This is a genomic window from Roseibium algicola, from assembly GCF_001999245.1.
Taxonomy (GTDB): Bacteria; Pseudomonadota; Alphaproteobacteria; order Rhizobiales; family Stappiaceae; genus Roseibium; species Roseibium algicola.
On sequence record NZ_CP019630.1, the window covers coordinates 4,187,423 to 4,204,108 of the forward strand.

A 16,686-nucleotide genomic window follows, 5' to 3' on the forward strand; every position below is an offset into this window, starting at 1 on the left:
ATTCCGGTGGTGTTGGCACTCCGCGGAAACGCGATGGTCCGCGTTCCCGCCTTGAGATTGGAAGAAAAGATCAGTCGTAATAGATCTCGTTATCATCCATGTAGACGTTGCTGGCTTCGCAGATATCGATGTCGATCGGATCGTCGAGAACTTCGGTATCGTCGTCGGCCAGCCAGCCGACCTGGAAGCTCTGCGCGCAATTGCCGGTGTCGGCGGCGAACTCGGCTTTCGCGCTTTCACCCGGCGAAAGCGGTCCGGACAGCCAGTTGTCCGACCAGCCGTCGCCGTCATTGGTGTAGAAGCCGACGACGACGTTGTCTTCGGTGTTGTTGTAGATCTGGAAGTACCCTTGCGAGCCGGTTCCCTGTGCGACGGCTGCAGTCGCAGACGCCAGGAGGGCAAGGCCGAGAGTGGCAGATTTCAGTAGCTTCATGGCACGTTTCCCAGGTGGGCAGCCTTGCTGCCCGACAGTGTTGCGTTCAGAAGCTAGTCCCAGCCGTATCGGAAGTAAAACTAAATCCGCCAGCCTTCGTTCTTGCCTGGATCGCCGGTTATACGGTCACGTATTTGCGCCAGTTGTGCTCTTCTTGGAAGCCCAGAACCTCGCGGATCTTGCGGTTCGAGAACAGGGCCTCGTGCTCGCCGAGTTCCCGGCTCAGCGGCACATCGGGGAAGAAGCGCTTGAGGATTTCCGCATTCGGAATATCGACGGAATTCGTGTCGTTGCCGGCGTTGAAGACCTGGTAGCCGAGCCCGTCCTTTTCAAGGCAGCGGTCGACGATCTGACCGAGGTCGCGCGCATCGATATAGCAGAAGATGTTTCTGCGGCGTTGCGCAGGATTGGCGAAGAAATCCGGGAACCGGTCGTATTCGTGCGGCTCGATGACATTGCCGATCCGCAGCGCATAGATATCGAAGCCGGACCGGCGCTGGAAGGCGCGGGCGGTCTGTTCGTTGACCACCTTGGAAAGCCCGTAACTGTCCATCGGGTCGACGTCATAATCTTCTTCGACGGGTAGCACCTTCGGGTCGACCACGCCATCGGCGAAACAGACGCCGTAGGTGGTTTCCGAAGAGGCGAGCACGATCTTGCGGATGCCGAGCTTCACGGCGGCTTCAATGACGTTGTATGTGCCGATCGTATTGACTTCGAAGGTTCTGTTGTCCGGATGAATGAGAATGCGCGGCACGGCCGCGAAATGGACCACCGCATCGAAAGTTGGCACCCCGTTGCCCGGTTCCAGTTCATCGAAATTGGCGTAGCTGGTCATGACGTTGAACATTTCACCCGATGAGGTGATGTCGGCAATGAGGTTGTCGACACCTGGATAATCAAGCGGTTTCAGGTCGACGTTGACGACGCGATGTCCCTGCGCCAGCAGATAGGGAATGACGTGCCGTCCGGCCTTGCCGGAACCGCCGGTGAACAGAATGCGTTTCTGGGTGGTCATGGTTCAACTCCCCTGTTTTTGAGTTGCGTACATCATGGCCATTCCGACGCCGGAAGCCAGTGCCTGTTTTGTCTTTCTGGAAGAAAGACATTGTTCTTCCGGAATGTGCCGGTGTGAGGGGCTGGAAGTCAGCAAGATTTATCAAAAAGCATGGTGCTAGGGTCCCATCAATCGAACGGGGCCAAGTCCATGACCAATCACGAAAAGCTCACACTCTCACCGCGGGACAACGGCTATGTCCGCCGTTTCACAAGGGTGATCGAACATATCTACGCCAACCTCGACGAGGATCCTGATCTGGCGAGGCTTGCCGAGGTGGCAGCCCTTTCTCCCTCACACTGGCACAGGGTCTGGCAGTCGACCTATGGCGAATCCATCTTCGCGACGGTCAAGCGGCTGCGCCTTCATCGTGCCGCGGGAGACCTTGCCTATACGGACCTGGCCTTGCCCGTCGTCGCAAAACGGGCCGGTTACGGCAGCCTGGAGGCTTTTTCACGCAGCTTCAAACAGGCTTACGGCCAGACCCCCACCGCCTACCGCTCCTCCGTTTCCTCGCGCCGGGTTCAGCCGGCCAACGGCGGTGCACCACTTCCCAAACTGAAAGGACCAGCTCCAATGCATGACGTTTCCGTCAAAACCCTTCCGTCCGAAACCCTGGCCGTGCTGCCTCACCGAGGCGCGTACATGGAGATCGGCAAGGCGTTTGAGACACTTTTCGGCATTCTGGTGAGCCGTCAGCTGGTCGGCCGGATCGGTGCGATGAAGGCGCTCTATTATTCCGACCCGACCCATGTTGCCGAAGATGATCTGCAGTCGGCTGCCGGAGCGGTCATAAACGATAGCTTCCCGGTCGATGCTCCGCTCGAAAAGCGGGAAACGCGTGCCGGTGACTACGCGGTGCTGCGTTACAAGGGACCCTACGCCGACATGAAATGGGCCTACGAGTGGCTTTACGGCGAGTGGCTGACGCAGTCCGGCCGTGAACCGGACGATGCGCCCTGTCTGGAAGTCTATCTCAACAACCCGCGCGACACGGCGCCCGCGGATCTTCTGACCGACATCTGCCTGCCTCTGAAGCCTGCTGCCTGAGCTCTGCTTCAGAGCGGCCAGAACAGCAGGATGGCCGGGATGCTGACGGCCAGGACGAGGATCTCGAGCGGCAGGCCCATGCGCCAGTAGTCGCCAAAGCGATAGCCGCCCGGTCCCATGATGATGGTGTTGTTCTTGTGGCCGATCGGCGTCAGGAACGCACAGGACGATGCAACCGCCACCGCCATCAGGAACGGGTCGGAGTTCACCTGAAGGGAATTGGCGATCTGGACCGAGATGGGCGCTGCGATCAGGCAGGTGGCAACGTTGTTCAGGAAGTCGGAAAGGGTCATCGTCACCACCATCAGGATGGCGAGGGTGACCCAGGCCGGAGCCGTCGAGGTGAGGGCGAGAATACCGTCGGCGATCAGCTGAGCGTTGCCTGCTTCCTCAAATGCTTGACCAAGGGGGATCAACGAGCCGAGCAGCACGATCACTTTCCACTCCACGGACTGATAAACCTCCGATCCGCTGATCAGGCCGGCGGCGGCATAAAAAATCACACAGGCAGCCAGGGCAACCGGGAGATAGGCAAGGCCGGCAACGGCTGCTGCAATCGCAACGGCAAAGCCTGCGATCGCCAGCCAGGCCTTGTTGCGCTGCATTACGCCCGTCTTGCGTCCTTCCAGAGGCAGGACACCAAGCCAGGCGCAGGCGCTTTCCAGCCGCTCCGGGGTACCCAGCAGTAGGAGCACATCACCCGGGCGTATCTCTTCGTGGCGAACGCGTTTCTGTACACGGCGACCCTGCCTGGAAATGCCGAGCAAGGTAACGCTGTGGCCGTAAAGGAGACGCATGTCGAAACTCGACCGGCCGATGATCCTGGCATTGTCCGGCGCGATTGCCTCGATCAGTGACAGGGCGTCGTTGTTCAGGCCGCCCTTGTGCTGTTCTGAGCCGGCGAATTCCAGCTTGGCGGCGCCCATGAAGGCCTCGATGGCCTTGGGGTCGCCTTCCACGAACAGGTAATCTCCGGACTTGATCGCCTCGCGGCGGGCAAACCCGCGTACACGCCGGCCATTGCGGATGAGGCCGATGATGGCGACATCCTTCTCGTCGGCAACCGGGTAAAGATCGCCGACAGTGAGCGGCTTTTCTTCCGAGATTTCCCCGACCTTCAGTTCAGCCGCATAAAGGCTTTCGGCAAAGCCCTCCTGTTTCGGCTTGTCCCGGAAATGGCGGGGCAGCAGGCGCCAGCCGAACAGGGCAACAAAGGCAATGCCTGTCACTGCGACCACGAGGCCGACAGGGGCAAAATCGAACATGGAAAAGGGCGCGCCAAAGGCATCCGAACGATACTGCGCGATGACGATGTTTGGCGGTGTTCCGATCAGTGTGATCATGCCGCCAAGGATCGTTGCGAAAGACAGGGGCATCAGGGAGAGGCCAGGCGAACGTTCCGCCTTCTTGGCCGCCTCCATATCGAGCGGCATGAGCAATGCCAGCGCGGCCACGTTATTGATGATTGCCGACAGGCTGGCGCCGACGATGGCCATCAGACCGATATGCCGCGACAGGCCTCTGGAAGCGGAAATCACCACGCCCGCAATCAGTTCCACAGCGCCTGAGTTCATCAGCCCGCGCGAGACGATCAGCACGAGGGCAATGATCATGACGGCGGAATGGCCGAAGCCGGAGAAGATTTCCTCGGAAGGGACGAGACCCAGGAACGCACCCAGGATCAACGCGCCAAAGGCTATGAGATCGAAGCGGATACGGCCCCAGACCAGCAGTGCGAAGACAGTGCCGAAGAGGACAAACAGGGCAATCTGGTCAAAGGTCACGAACAGGCTCCGGCAAAGACTTCAAAATCCGGGTTCGACCTGAACATGGCCGACCCGCAATCTCAAGACCACTTAAAGGACTTGGTCCGTCTTCCTTTGCATTTCCGGCGGAACGGAGCTGGACAGCACCGTTGTCGGAGAAACCGGGACCACGACTTCTAAACACGGATTGCCACCAAAAGGTTCCGCAGCTTTCAAGGGCGTGAGAAGGCCAATAAGACCAGGCCCGGAAAGCGGCTGCTTTCCGGGCCCTTGCAATGCGGCAATACCGGGGATCTCAACGCGAGCGCGCACACGCCCACCCGGGCCTGTCAAATGACCCTGACGGTCAGCTCCGGCAAGCCGTCGATGGTCGCCAGCATGAGGTCGCCGCGCTGGACGGAACCGACACCAGCGGGGGTTCCGGTCAGGATGACGTCGCCCGCACCAAGCTGGAACAGCTCGGACAGCTTGGCGATGATTTCCGGTATTTTCCAGATCAACTGATTGAGGTCGCCTTCCTGGCGAAGCTCTCCGTTCACGCTGAGTGCAATCCGGCCCTGGTCGAGGAAGCCGCTGTCTGCCGCCGGCATGATCCGTCCGATAGGGGCAGAGCGTTCAAAAGCCTTGGCGGCTTCCCACGGGCGCCCCGCCTTCTTGGCCTCCGCCTGCAGGTCGCGGCGGGTCATGTCGAGGGCAACGGCGTAGCCGTAAACATGTTCAAGTGCATTGGCTGCCGGGATGCTGCGCTTGCCGGACTTCAGAACGACCGCGAGTTCGACCTCGTGATGCACGTCGCTGGACAGGGGCGGATAGGGAAACTCGCCGGAAGGATCGAGGTTGTCCGGGTTCTTCTGGAAGAAGAACGGCGCTTCCCTGTTCGGATCGTGGCCCATTTCCACGGCATGAGCGGCATAGTTTCGACCGACGCAATAGACCCGGCGGACTGGAAAACCCTTCTGGCTTTCGCTGACGGGCAGGATCGTGGGGAAGGGAGCCGGAATGACGGTCGACATCGCAGACACTTTCGAGAATTGACGAAAGCCTGCTTGTACCGGGTTCGGCAGCATCCTGTCGAGCGGGAGTTATGCACGCCCCGGTGGAGCCAGCCTATGCCGCGCGGTTTGTTGGGCACACCAGAGGCGTTCAGGCCGGAATACAGGTGGTCCTGTTGCCCCGGACTACGTTGGAGCCGGCTCCGCTTCTTCGTCCTGACTGATGCTACCGTCCTCCGAAGGCATGAACCAGATGACCACGAAGGCCAGCAGGCCGGCAGCGATCATGTAGAACGCCGGCGCAAGCTGCAGGTGGGTCTTGTCGATCAGATAGGTGGCAAACAGCGGTGCCGTGCCGCCAAAGAGCGCCAGCGGGATGTTGTAGCCGATGGAATAGCCGGTCACGCGCACGGACACAGGGAACTGGCCGACCATGGCGGCCATGAGCGGGGCAAAGAAGGCGGTGAGAATAACGGCCATGCCGAGCTGGCCCAGAATGACCATGACCGGATCCGGATGATGCACCAGCCAGAACATCGGCAGGGCGAAGAGGGCAACACCGCCCGATCCGAACAGCAGTATGGTTCTTCGGTCGATCCTGTCGGCGAGATAGCCGACAATAGGCAACAGCAGCATGAAGACGACCATCACGCTGGTGTTGATCGTCAGGGCCCGACTTTCCGTGAACTTGACGTAGTCGACCAGGTAGGACGTGAGATAGACGAACGTCAGATAGAAGCCGACGCCGTTGAGGATGTTGCACGCTATCGTCCGCAGCAGGGCGGGCCGGTGGTTGCGCAGGACCTCGCCAACCGGAGCACTGACAGGATCGTGCGAGGAGGGCGGTTGATCCCTTTCTTCTGCCTTGGTGCCGCTTCGGATCATGAAACCGGTCAGGCCGACCAGCAGACCGAAGGCGAAGGGAATGCGCCATCCCCAACTTCCCAGATCGTCCGCCGGCAGGAGGCCGGTTGCCAGTGCCGCCACGCCGGAACCGAGCAGAATGCCGAATGTTGCCCCGACCAGGGCCCAGGAAACCGTGAAACACCGACGCTTGGGCGGGGCGATCTCGTAAAGATAGACGGTTGAGCCGGTGTATTCGCCGCCGACGGAAAGTCCCTGCAGCAACCGCAGCAGCGTCAGCAGCACGGGTGCGGCAATGCCAATCTGATCGTAGGTCGGCAAGAAGGCGATCAGCGTCGTCGGAATGGCCATCAGGGCGACGGACAACAGAAGGGCCCGGCTGCGACCGGTCTTGTCGGCAATATGGCCGAGCAGCAGACTGCCGATGGGACGCATGAGGAAGCCTGCCGCAAAGACACCGAAGGTGCTGATCAGGCTGACGGTCGGATCGTCACTCGGGAAAAACTGTTGCGCAAGGATGGGGGCAAGATAGCCGTAGACGGCGAAATCGTACCATTCCAGCGTGTTCCCCACAGTTCCCGCAATGATCTTGCGGATCCTGGTGTCGCTTCGTCCCGCCATATTGGCCCCTCCTGCAGGTCGAATTCCCGTTTGTCCGGGTAACCCTAGAGGGGATGTCTTTATCTTCCGTTTCCGTGCGTTCTGGGGAAGGCGGCTGACCGGGAGGTGGAAGTGGACGGGAAACGCGCAGGCGGCGCCTGGCTGCCTGCGCGGGATTTCGTCAGGTGTTGAATTTGAAGAGCAGGACGTCGCCGTCCTTGACGACATATTCCTTGCCTTCGTCGCGTGCCTTGCCCGCTTCCTTGGCTGCGGTTTCGCCGCCGAGGCCGACGTAATCGTCGTAGGCAATGGTCTGCGCGCGGATGAAGCCGCGTTCGAAATCCGTATGGATGACGCCCGCTGCGCCCGGGGCCTTGGTACCTTCGGTGATGGTCCAGGCGCGGGTTTCCTTCGGGCCTGCCGTGAAATAGGTGATCAGGCCCAGCAGGCCGTAGCCCGCGCGGATCAGCCGGTCGAGGCCCGGCTCTTCAAGCCCGATGGTCTCCAGGAACTCTTCCTGTTCTTCCTTGTCGAGCTGGGAGATTTCCGCCTCGATGGCAGCGGAAATCACGACGGCGGCAGCGCCTTCCGCCTTCGCCTTTTCGGCGACCTTGGCGGAGAGGGCATTGCCTTCGCCTGCGGATGCCTCGTCGACGTTGCAGACGTAGAGAACCGGCTTTGCAGTCAGGAGGTTCAGACCCTTCAGGATTTTCTCTTCATCCGGACCGGAGACTTCCAGAACGCGTGCCGGCTTGCCGTCCTGCAGCAGGGCCAGGGCGGCTTCCATGACGGGCAGCACAGCCTTGGCTTCCTTGTCGCCGCCGGAGGCCTTTTTCTTCAGCGGTGCAATGCGGCGCTCAAGGCTTTCCATGTCGGCGACCATGAGTTCGGTCTCGACCGTTTCGGCATCGGCGATCGGGTCGACGGTGCCTTCCACATGGGTGATGTCGTCGTCTTCAAAACAGCGCAGCACGTGTGCGATGGCATCGACTTCGCGAATGTTGGCCAGGAACTGGTTGCCGAGGCCTTCGCCCTTGGAAGCGCCGCGCACGAGGCCGGCGATGTCGACAAAGGTGATGCGCGTCGGAATGACTTCCTTGGACCCTGCAACTTGACGGATCGCGTAGAGGCGCGGATCCGGAACGGCAACTTCGCCCGTATTCGGCTCGATGGTGCAGAACGGATAGTTGGCAGCCTGTGCAGCTGCCGTCTTGGTGAGCGCGTTGAAGAGTGTGGACTTGCCGACATTCGGCAGTCCGACAATGCCGCACTGGAAACCCATGGGAGTTCGCTTTCGGTTGGTCTTGAGACTTTGCAGCGCTAAATGCCCGAGCCGGGTCAAGAGGTCAAGGCTTTGGCGGACTGCGGGCGGGTGTTTGTCAAGAGCATGTCAGGATGAAGCGGCAAAAGGAAAGGCGTCCGGCGATGTGATCCGGCTGAAAGCTTCCCTCCGGTTGTTTATCGGTTATAGTCGTGTGGGTGTTTTGGGCGATTGTTTTGGGAATTGGGACGCGATGATTTTCAGTCGCAAGAAACACGGGTTTCTGTGTGCATTTTCCGGCAGCCTGTTTGCCACCCTGGCTGCCGTCACCACTTGTGCCACTGTTTTCTCGGCAAGTCCGGCATCTGCACAAAGCTTCAATCCGCGTGATCTGACGGGCCTTCTGGGCGATGCGCCGATCGATCCTGCGCTGCTGGAAGGCGTCGGACAGGTAAATGTCACACGGGCCTATATCCCCGACGCGATCGACCTGTCGCCAATGATGCCACCACCCCTGCTGCAGACATACGGCAGCTGTGTTTCCTATGCCATCGGGTATGCCATGCGCGGCTATTACGCTGCGCTTGAAAACAACGTGGAACCCGGCAACCGCACCTTCACGCCAAGTCCGGCGTTTCTCCATTCGCAGATCCGCAACCGGCAGGAGGCCTGTGAAACCGCCGGAAGTCATGCTCTTCTGGCGATGGCCTATTTCAAGGGCAACGGCTCTCCCGACCAGGACGACATTCCGGACGCCGCCATGTGCTCGGAACGGGTGGAAACCGCAACGATGGCCCCCGACAGGTTCCGCATTCGAAACTTCCTGTTCGTGTTCGACAAGGGTCGCCAGCGCCGCAACGCGACGGACCGGGATCTGGATGCGATCAAGCAGCAGCTGGCGGCGGGTAACCCCGTGGCCACCGGGTTCCTGATGGTCGGCGTGGTGCCGTCCTCCCAGACGCCGGACGGGGTGACGCTGCAATATCTGAAATCGGGAGAGATCTACCAGGGATCGCTCGGGCGTCACAGCGGGGCCGCCGGAGGCCACCAGATGGTGTTCGTCGGGTACGATGAACGGCGTCAGGCATTCCTCGTCCAGAACTCCTGGGGGCCATACTGGTCCGGAGACGGGTATGGCTGGATCAGCTACGAGGCAACGAAGGCCGACATGCACAACGCATCGATCATGCGCACGTCCATCGTGCCGCCGCGTCCGGTGCCAGGGCTGACCAGAACCGACCGGGACAATGAGGTGGCCTTTGCGGGGGATAGCTGCAGCAGCCTTTACGTGAGCGAAGATACGCCGGACGGCATGCCGCTGCTCGCCGGTTTCGTGAGCACACAGGAAGCTCTCCGGAAACTGGAAGCGGAGTTTCCGCCCGAGCAGCTTCAGAAAATAGATGTCAGACCCTGGCCCGTGTGTGAAGCCCTGAAGACTCTTGCCCGGCCACTGGCGGAACCTTCGCGACCGCGCATTCGGCTCCTGGGAGGCAGCGCGGATCTACGCTACGGAGATTCGCTGGCCTTCGAGGTGACTGCGCCGGATTTCGCCTCGTTTCTCTATATCGTCTATCTGCAGGCCGACGGCACTGTGGTGAACCTCTTGCCGCGTCGCGGTCCGGTGCGCCAGCAGGTGCAATTCGGCGACCGTTTCGTCTATGGCGACGGCCGGCAGGGGCGTCAGAAGTTCACCGTGCAGCCACCTGCCGGGTCGGAAGCCATTATCGTGATTGCAGCTCATAGCCCCGTCATCCAACTGGAAGAACTGGAAAACGGCGGATCCGGGCAATTCTCCATGCCTGTGAGCGCTGAGGGCGGCGCCGGTACCGCGGACGACAGATATTTCCTTACGGCATTGCGGGCAGGGATGGCGGACCGGCCGGACGAAATGAGCCTGCCACGTGAGATTTCTGCAGCCGTCCTTCATTTGACGATCCGGGAAGAGTGACACTCAAAGGTTTCGACATGCGCTTTCTTATCGAATTTGCGACCGCCCGCCTGGCATTGGCACCCGTTCTGGCGCTGCTGGTCACCATGATGCTGCCAGCCGGCGCCTCCGCCCAGTCCGTCACGCCGGATCAGATCATCAACGCGTTGTTGCCAGACGCCGGCGCGCCGAAATCCCGGTCCATGCGAAAGCAGGAACCGCACCCGTTTCGCGGGATCAGCATCGAGGGCCAGTTGCCGCCGGAAGTGGAGCTGCCGCGCATCAATCTGACGGTCAATTTCGAGTTCGATTCCGCCTCACTGACCAACGACGGCATTCTGACGTTGCAGGCGCTCGGACAGGCCTTGCAGGATCCACGGCTCAGGAACATGCGTTTCCAGATCGCCGGGCACACGGACCTGCGCGGCACGTCGGCCTATAATCTGGACCTGTCGAAACGAAGGGCCTTCATGGTCGCGGAGTTTCTGGCAGCGTTCTATACGATCCCCCGTGAACGGCTTGTGCCGGTGGGGTACGGCGAAAGCCGTCCTGTCGATCCGGGCGATCCGGCCAGCGGCCGCAACAGGCGGGTGGAGATCATCAACGTTCAGCCGCTGTCCTGACCGCCAAAGGCAGGCAGCCCCGTTGCGCTGGTGTTCTTGAAGGGACCGGCCTCAGTCGCCGCCGCCGAGCAGCTTCTTCAGCATGTCAGCCATGGGTCCTGACTTGGGCAAATTGACTGACTTGCCTTGCCGGGCCTGGCGGATATGGCTCTGGCCCTTGGGTTTGGCTGGTGCGGGGGTGCCCTGTCCGGGAGCAATGGCCTTGGCGGCTCCAGTCATGCCGTCCTTCGCCTTGCTCTCCTGGCTCATGCCCTTGCGCTGTGCCTTTTCGGGCTCCAGGGCCAGGGTCAACTTGTTGGCAAACTGGCTGTCCTTGCCTTCGGCCAGCAATGCAGCCTGATCGGCGACTTCCATCAGGAGCGGCTCCAGCCAGTCCCGATCGGCCTTTGCGAAATCACCCAGCACGTAGTTGGACACCAGCTTCTTGTCGCCCGGATGACCGATGCCGAGGCGCAGCCGGCGGTAGCTTTCGCCGATATGCGCCGTGATTGATCTCAGACCGTTGTGGCCGCCGTGGCCGCCGCCGATCTTCATGCGGAATTTCGCGGGCGGCAGGTCGAGTTCGTCGTAGATGACGACAATGTCTGCCGGCTCGATCTTGTAGAACCGCATGGCTTCGCCGACAGAGCGGCCGGATTCGTTCATGTAGGTGCTGGGTTTCAGCAGCAGGACCTTTTCCGAGCCGAGGCGGCCTTCGGAAACCTGACCTTGAAAACGGGCTTTCCAGGGCTGGAAGCCGGAGTGGCGGCGATGGATCTCATCAACGGCCATGAAACCGATATTGTGCCGATTGCCTTCGTATTTGGCGCCCGGATTTCCCAGGCCGACGATCAATTTCATGGTGTGCCTTTCAAGGTAGAGCGTGTTGCATTTAGCGCAATGCAGACAGGCTGGCTAATCCTGAAACAAAAAAGCAGCCGATGGCGGCTGCTCTGCAAGTTTTCCCGCAAGGGGAAGGGAGGCGGAGACCGCCTCCCGATTTTTAAAGCAAGGCTGCAGCTTATTCAGCTTCGCCTTCACCTTCTTCTGCTTCAGCTTCGTCGTCGGTCTCTTTCATACCGGCCGGAGCAGCGATCGTGGCGATGGTGAAATCGCGATCGGTGATGGTCGGCTGGCAGCCTTCCGGCAGCTTCACTGCGGAAATGTGCAGGCTGTCGCCCGGCTGTGCCTTGGCCAGGTCGATTTCGAGAGCTTCCGGAATGTTGTCGGCCGGAACGGTCATTTCGACGGTGTGGCGAACAATGTTCAGGACGCCGCCCTTCTTGATGCCCGGGCAGGTTTCTTCGTTCAGGAAGTGAACCGGAACTTCAACCGTCAGCGTGGAGCCCTTGGCAACGCGCAGGAAGTCGACGTGCATGACGTCGTCGCGTACCGGGTGCAGCTGGAAATCCTTGGCAATAACCTGATGCTTTTCGCCGTCCACATCGATGATACCGATGTGTGTAAGGAAACCACCCTTGTGCAGGGTAATGGTGGTTTCTTTCACCGGAATGGTGATCGGCAGTGCCTGTTTCTTGTCGCCGTAGATCACGGCAGGGAGAAGGCCTTCGCGACGCAGTGCCCGTGCGGCCCCCTTGCCCACCCGGTCCCGTGCCGACGCCTTCAGCTCATAGCTGGCAGCCATGGCAAAACTCCTTCGAGTGTATAGGTAACGGACCGGCGAACCACCGTGCCAGAAGACTCATGTTGTCCGGGATCGGTCCAGAAGCGCCTCCTCCAGGGGTGCAGGCGCGAGCGCGGATATACCCAAAGCGCAAGGAAAGTGCAAGTCCGCAGTCGCTCGTTTGTCGCAGGGGACCGCGGAAATTTCAAGCTGGTCACCTGCAAACCGGTCTGTAACACAGATTTGCTGAACCTTCCGGTTGACCGAATGGCTCGTCCGGCAGAGGCTGCGGTCCTCTGTGCGGGTATGTCTCCCGCTGTCCGAAATCGTTTTCCTAACCTTCCCTGTCTGAAAGAATCGACCCCATGGCCATCGATGAAGACCTCAACGACCGCTTGCGCGAGGCGCTTGGAAACAGGGCAGGCATCAGCGAGAAAAGGATGATGGGCGCAATGTGCTTTCTGCTGCATGGCCACATGATCGCGGGTGCCGACCGCACCAGGGAGGGGGAACGACGTTTCATCTTCCGTCTTGGCAAGTCCAGCCATGCTGTCGGGCTGGCACTGCCGGGTGCTGAACCGATCGTTCAGGGCGGGCGCACGTTGAGTGGCATGTTCTTCGTCGGTGAGGACGATTGCACCGACGAAGTTCTCCAAAACTGGCTGGATCTTGCCATCGCCAATGCTTTGACACTGCCGCCCAAAGGCGCCTGACCTATCCGTTGAGCCTTTTCGATGTGTCTTCCTGAAAGGCCGGATCGGCTTTTTTGGCGAAGGAGACACGCCAGGGTTCAGCCAGCTCTTCAAGTTCTGACAGGGCCTTTGCCACCGCCGGATCCAGCCGAGGGTTGAACCGGGCGTGGATGACCTCGCGCAGGTTCCAGTCCGGGCAGGGGCGTTCAACGACGGTCAACTCGTCGCCTGCCTGAAACGACCCTTCCTGCAGCACTCGGAAATACCAGCCGGTTCGGCCTGTCTTCTGGAAATGGGCTGCCTGCGTGGGGTTGTCTGTATGCATGTTCAGCTTCCAGCAGGGCTGCCGGCCCTGGGAAATCTGCATACGGACCGTGCCGGCCGACAGGATGTCGCCAATGCACAGGTCTTCCTCGGTAAAGCCTTTTGAAGCGATGTTCTCGCCGAAACCGCCTGGCTGATAGATTTCCGCCTTTTCCGGAAAGGCGTCCCGCCAGTGGGCATAATGCTCCGACGGATAGATATGCAGTGCCTTTTCCGGTCCGCCATGTACGGAAAGATCCGCCTGACGGTCGGTGGTGATGCCGGTGGAGCTGACCTGGAGGATACCATCTGCGCGGGTCTTGCGGATGGCAGACGGCTCCTTGCCCTCCCAACGGTGTTCTGGTTCTCCGGTAAAGAGGGAGACGATACGGGCTTTGGCGGTCATGGCTGATGGCTTTCGGCTGGTGTGTGTTCGTGGCAGAGCTGTGCGGCATCGACAGGCGAGAGCGGCACGTTGAGCAGCTGGCAATAGCCCCCCGTTTCCCTTGCCTCGTGATGGCGGCAGGTGCTGCAGAGACCGAACGAGCGGCCACCCCGCTGGTGCAGCATCGTCAGGACAAGTGCTTTCAGGGACGAGGCCAGCGACGCGGCGACGTCCGGCGGCAAGGCGTCGATGACATTCTCCAGAGACGAAGGGTCCTGCAACAGGTCCCGGCCTGCCTGGGTGACGTCATAACGAATGCTGCGCTTGTCTTCGTCCGAACGCGTTTCGGCAATCAGCTCCTTGCGGGAAAGTGCCTTGAGGGTTTGCGAAGCCGTGCCGCGTGTCGTTGCCAGAAAGTCGGCCACGTGCGAGGGCGCGCGTGAAAAGCGGTTTGCCCGGGCAAGATAGTTGAGGGCAGCAAATTGTGACGGGTTCAAAGGCCCGTTCCACTCCTCGGCAGCGGCAAGACGCGTCAATCGGTCGATCAGGTCGCGAATGGTCTGTGTGTCGGTTGGAGCAAACATGCTCTCTATGTAGCGAGTCGAAATTAAACTTGCAATAGTTTCGACTCGCTACTAATAAGACTGCGTCCTCAATCAAGGAGAAAGCCGATGTACAAATCCATTTCCCAAGCTGTTTTGATCGCAGGTATGTCAACGATCGCCCTGCCGACTGTGGCATCTGCAGGCGGCAATCACGCGCTCCACCAGACGGGAGCAATCCTGTCGCCGGAAAACCAGGAGATCGACCCGAATTTCGACATCCTGGCTGCCCATGTGCACCGCAAGGGGCGTGTCGTAACCTTCCACATGACACTGAAGGGAACGGCCGGTGCGAGCGTGCCGGAGGCAAACGGTGCACTCGCAGGGGCGCCGGTGCAGTCCTATGTCTGGCCAACGTCACTGAAACCGGAAACGGTCGGGTTTGAAGGGGGGAGCGGCATCCTTGCGCTGGTGGCTACCAGCCATCCGGATTTCGACGACACACCGCTTTTTGATGAAGACGGCGACGGCGACCTTCTGAACGATGGCGCGAATTGGCACTCGCACTGGGTGGTGCTGACACCGAACGAGGCCTGCGGTGCCGGCGCACTCTCCGTGCAGGATATTCCCGCTGACACCAATCCGAAGATGCCGGCCACCTGGCCGGGCCTGCCGATCTACATCGACAGCCCTGGATTTTCACCCGTGTTGGAGGCAGAGGAAATTACCCTCAACGTGGCCTTTGCCGATGAAAGCACTGTTGAGACCCTGTCGTATGACGGCGTCACGTCGGCCTTGCGGGTGAACCAGAACGTCCACGCCCCACTGCTGTGCGTCGTCGACGTCTTCGACGTTGCCTCCGGCGATCTCAGCCTGCCGGGAAAAATGACCGGGAACTGAGCCGCATCAGCACCAACCACTCACCGCGTCATTACCTGGCTTGATCCGGTAATCCATGCCGTTGCGGGACCTCGATCCCAAGGCCGTGACTGGGGTCGGGTAGCGGCATGGATGCCATGGTCGAGCCATGGCATGACGGGGGGAGGGGCTTGAAGCGACGGAGACGGCTGTGTCGCGAATGACCCGTGTGACAGTGCTTTTCTTGCGGGTGTCGTCTGCTTGCACCCAATCCTACCCATCGTCATTGCCGGGCTTGACCCGGCAATCCATGCCGTGACCGGGCCGGGTCCCTGGGCCGTGACTGGGGCAAGGAAACGGAATGGATGCCATGGTCGAGCCATGGCATAACGGGGGAAGGGGGCTCTGAGGGGCAGGGGCCGAACTTGGAAAAACCGTCAGCCCTCGTGCGGAGCGTAGGAGGCCGGATCGACCTGGGCCGGACGTCCTGGGAGGGTGAGTTGCGCCTGCCGGGCCGGGGTTGTTGCGATCACCTTGCCGGACTTGACGACCGCAAGGCGCGTTGCTTTCAGGCGAATGGCCTCGATCGTGTCTCGGGCCTGTAGCAGCACGAAGTCCGCCTTGCAGCCTTTGTCCAGACCGTAACCATCCAGGTTCATCGCCTTGGCCGGATGCGCGGTGACGCAGTCGTAGCAGTAGCGGATGGCGTCGCGGCTGGTCATCTGGGCAACGTGAAGCCCCATGGAGGCGACCTCCAGCATGTCGCCGGAGCCCATTGAGTACCAAGGGTCCATCACGCAGTCGTGGCCGAAGGCGACGTTGATGCCGTAGGACCGCATCTCCGGAACACGGGTCTGGCCGCGGCGCTTTGGATATGTGTCGTGGCGGCCCTGCAACGTGATGTTGATCAGTGGGTTTGCAATGGCATGCACTTCCGCTTCGGCGATCAGCGGCAACAGTTTGGAGACGTAGTAATTGTCCATGGAATGCATGGACGTCAGATGCGATCCGGCAACGCGGCCCTGCAGCCCGAGGCGCTGGGTCTGATAGGCGAGCGTCTCGATATGGCGCGACATCGGATCGTCGGTCTCGTCGCAGTGCATGTCGACCATCAGCCCGCGTTCTGCCGCGATTTCGCACAGCCGCGCGACCGATCGGGCACCGTCGTCCATGGTGCGCTCGAAATGCGGAATGCCGCCGACGATGTCGACGCCCATGTCGAGTGCCGTCAGAAGGTTCTTCTCGGCGGTGGCAGAGCGGTAGAGCCCGTCTTGGGGGAAGGCGACCAGTTGCAGGTCGATGTAGTCCTTCACCTTCTCGCGCACTTCCAGCAGGCCTTTGACGCCCGTCAGCCTGTCGTCGCACACATCCACATGGGTGCGGATCGCCAGCAGTCCCTGCGAGACGGCCAGATCGCAATATCTCAGGGCCCGTTCGACAACGGCATCGACGGTCAAGATCTCCTTCAGTTCTCCCCAAAGCGCGATGCCTTCCAGCAGCGTACCGCTGCGGTTCATGCGCGGCAGGCCGAGCGACAGCGTCGCATCCATGTGGAAGTGGCTGTCGATAAACGGTGGCGACACGAGGTGTCCGCCAGCATCGATCACCTGGCCGACGTCCGCGGTGATCCCGGCTTCCACAGCCTCGATACGGCCGTTCCGGCAGGCAATGTCGATGCCGTGGCGGCCGTCGGGCAGGTTGGCGTTCTTGACGAGGAGATCGAAACTCAT

At 60.7% G+C, this 16,686-nt stretch carries 16 protein-coding genes; 5 read left to right on the top strand and 11 right to left on the bottom strand.

Annotated features, from left to right (window positions below):
* Positions 1-70: 70 nt before the first annotated feature.
* On the bottom strand, positions 71-433 hold the full coding sequence (locus B0E33_RS19295) for a hypothetical protein (protein ID WP_077292116.1): 363 nt from the start codon (positions 431-433) through the stop codon (positions 71-73).
* A gap of 118 nt (positions 434-551) precedes the next feature.
* Positions 552-1,451, bottom strand: coding sequence for an NAD-dependent epimerase/dehydratase family protein (locus B0E33_RS19300; RefSeq protein WP_077292117.1), 900 nt, complete (start codon positions 1,449-1,451; stop codon positions 552-554).
* A 189-nt stretch (positions 1,452-1,640) separates the two neighbouring features.
* On the opposite strand from B0E33_RS19300, the gene B0E33_RS19305 reads away from it, so the two are divergent.
* Positions 1,641-2,540: an AraC family transcriptional regulator gene (locus B0E33_RS19305; protein ID WP_077293464.1), complete on the top strand. Its 900-nt coding sequence runs from the start codon at positions 1,641-1,643 to the stop codon at positions 2,538-2,540.
* An 8-nt stretch (positions 2,541-2,548) separates the two neighbouring features.
* On the opposite strand, the gene B0E33_RS19310 is transcribed toward B0E33_RS19305, so the two are convergent.
* From B0E33_RS19310 to ychF, 4 genes are all read right to left on the bottom strand, one after another.
* Positions 2,549-4,324 carry an SLC13 family permease gene (locus B0E33_RS19310; protein WP_022998106.1) on the bottom strand — a complete coding sequence of 592 codons (1,776 nt, stop codon included), beginning with the start codon at positions 4,322-4,324 and terminating at the stop codon, positions 2,549-2,551.
* Between the two features lie 311 nt (positions 4,325-4,635).
* Complete coding sequence (locus B0E33_RS19315) at positions 4,636-5,319, bottom strand: fumarylacetoacetate hydrolase family protein (RefSeq protein WP_077292118.1); 684 nt, start codon at positions 5,317-5,319, stop codon at positions 4,636-4,638.
* A 165-nt stretch (positions 5,320-5,484) separates the two neighbouring features.
* Positions 5,485-6,783 carry an MFS transporter gene (locus B0E33_RS19320; protein WP_022998104.1) on the bottom strand — a complete coding sequence of 433 codons (1,299 nt, stop codon included), beginning with the start codon at positions 6,781-6,783 and terminating at the stop codon, positions 5,485-5,487.
* 160 nt (positions 6,784-6,943) lie between these two features.
* Positions 6,944-8,044, bottom strand: a complete 1,101-nt coding sequence (ychF, locus tag B0E33_RS19325; protein WP_022998103.1) for a redox-regulated ATPase YchF — start codon at positions 8,042-8,044, stop codon at positions 6,944-6,946.
* 232 nt (positions 8,045-8,276) lie between these two features.
* On the opposite strand from ychF, the gene B0E33_RS19330 reads away from it, so the two are divergent.
* On the top strand, positions 8,277-9,971 hold the full coding sequence (locus tag B0E33_RS19330; protein WP_167579567.1) for a C1 family peptidase: 1,695 nt from the start codon (positions 8,277-8,279) through the stop codon (positions 9,969-9,971).
* Positions 9,968-10,573 carry an OmpA family protein gene (locus tag B0E33_RS19335; RefSeq protein ID WP_156912441.1) on the top strand — a complete coding sequence of 202 codons (606 nt, stop codon included), beginning with the start codon at positions 9,968-9,970 and terminating at the stop codon, positions 10,571-10,573. Before B0E33_RS19330 ends, B0E33_RS19335 begins: the two co-directional genes overlap by 4 nt.
* A 51-nt stretch (positions 10,574-10,624) precedes the next feature.
* Here B0E33_RS19335 and pth read toward each other — a convergent pair whose 3' ends face one another.
* Positions 10,625-11,413 (bottom strand): aminoacyl-tRNA hydrolase, encoded by a 789-nt coding sequence (pth, locus tag B0E33_RS19340; protein ID WP_077292120.1) that lies wholly within the window; start codon positions 11,411-11,413, stop codon positions 10,625-10,627.
* Between the two features lie 160 nt (positions 11,414-11,573).
* On the bottom strand, positions 11,574-12,197 hold the full coding sequence (locus B0E33_RS19345) for a 50S ribosomal protein L25/general stress protein Ctc (RefSeq protein ID WP_022998099.1): 624 nt from the start codon (positions 12,195-12,197) through the stop codon (positions 11,574-11,576).
* Positions 12,198-12,541: 344 nt separating this feature from the next.
* Between B0E33_RS19345 and B0E33_RS19350 the strand changes: the two genes are divergently transcribed.
* Positions 12,542-12,889 carry a TfoX/Sxy family protein gene (locus B0E33_RS19350; RefSeq protein WP_077292121.1) on the top strand — a complete coding sequence of 116 codons (348 nt, stop codon included), beginning with the start codon at positions 12,542-12,544 and terminating at the stop codon, positions 12,887-12,889.
* Between the two features lies 1 nt (position 12,890).
* Here B0E33_RS19350 and B0E33_RS19355 read toward each other — a convergent pair whose 3' ends face one another.
* Positions 12,891-13,577 (bottom strand): MOSC domain-containing protein, encoded by a 687-nt coding sequence (locus B0E33_RS19355; protein WP_077292122.1) that lies wholly within the window; start codon positions 13,575-13,577, stop codon positions 12,891-12,893.
* A complete protein-coding gene (locus B0E33_RS19360; RefSeq protein ID WP_077292123.1) occupies positions 13,574-14,140 on the bottom strand; it encodes a MarR family transcriptional regulator in 567 nt (188 codons plus the stop codon). Before B0E33_RS19360 ends, B0E33_RS19355 begins: the two co-directional genes overlap by 4 nt.
* An 87-nt stretch (positions 14,141-14,227) precedes the next feature.
* On the opposite strand from B0E33_RS19360, the gene B0E33_RS19365 reads away from it, so the two are divergent.
* Positions 14,228-14,998, top strand: a complete 771-nt coding sequence (locus tag B0E33_RS19365; RefSeq protein ID WP_077292124.1) for a hypothetical protein — start codon at positions 14,228-14,230, stop codon at positions 14,996-14,998.
* 395 nt (positions 14,999-15,393) lie between these two features.
* Here the strand turns inward: B0E33_RS19365 and B0E33_RS19370 are convergent, their stop codons facing one another.
* Complete coding sequence (locus B0E33_RS19370) at positions 15,394-16,686, bottom strand: amidohydrolase family protein (RefSeq protein ID WP_077292125.1); 1,293 nt, start codon at positions 16,684-16,686, stop codon at positions 15,394-15,396.

Bases quoted from the DNA above. Each gene is read 5' to 3' on its own strand.
- B0E33_RS19295 (WP_077292116.1), bottom strand. From the start codon at position 433: ATGAAGCTACTGAAATCTGCCACTCTCGGCCTTGCCCTCCTGGCGTCT.
- B0E33_RS19300 (WP_077292117.1), bottom strand. From the start codon at position 1,451: ATGACCACCCAGAAACGCATTCTGTTCACCGGCGGTTCCGGCAAGGCC.
- B0E33_RS19305 (WP_077293464.1), top strand. From the start codon at position 1,641: ATGACCAATCACGAAAAGCTCACACTCTCACCGCGGGACAACGGCTAT.
- B0E33_RS19315 (WP_077292118.1), bottom strand. From the start codon at position 5,319: ATGTCGACCGTCATTCCGGCTCCCTTCCCCACGATCCTGCCCGTCAGC.
- B0E33_RS19320 (WP_022998104.1), bottom strand. From the start codon at position 6,783: ATGGCGGGACGAAGCGACACCAGGATCCGCAAGATCATTGCGGGAACT.
- ychF (WP_022998103.1), bottom strand. From the start codon at position 8,044: ATGGGTTTCCAGTGCGGCATTGTCGGACTGCCGAATGTCGGCAAGTCC.
- B0E33_RS19330 (WP_167579567.1), top strand. From the start codon at position 8,277: ATGATTTTCAGTCGCAAGAAACACGGGTTTCTGTGTGCATTTTCCGGC.
- pth (WP_077292120.1), bottom strand. From the start codon at position 11,413: ATGAAATTGATCGTCGGCCTGGGAAATCCGGGCGCCAAATACGAAGGC.
- B0E33_RS19345 (WP_022998099.1), bottom strand. From the start codon at position 12,197: ATGGCTGCCAGCTATGAGCTGAAGGCGTCGGCACGGGACCGGGTGGGC.
- B0E33_RS19350 (WP_077292121.1), top strand. From the start codon at position 12,542: ATGGCCATCGATGAAGACCTCAACGACCGCTTGCGCGAGGCGCTTGGA.
- B0E33_RS19355 (WP_077292122.1), bottom strand. From the start codon at position 13,577: ATGACCGCCAAAGCCCGTATCGTCTCCCTCTTTACCGGAGAACCAGAA.
- B0E33_RS19360 (WP_077292123.1), bottom strand. From the start codon at position 14,140: ATGTTTGCTCCAACCGACACACAGACCATTCGCGACCTGATCGACCGA.
- B0E33_RS19365 (WP_077292124.1), top strand. From the start codon at position 14,228: ATGTACAAATCCATTTCCCAAGCTGTTTTGATCGCAGGTATGTCAACG.
- B0E33_RS19370 (WP_077292125.1), bottom strand. From the start codon at position 16,686: ATGAGTTTCGATCTCCTCGTCAAGAACGCCAACCTGCCCGACGGCCGC.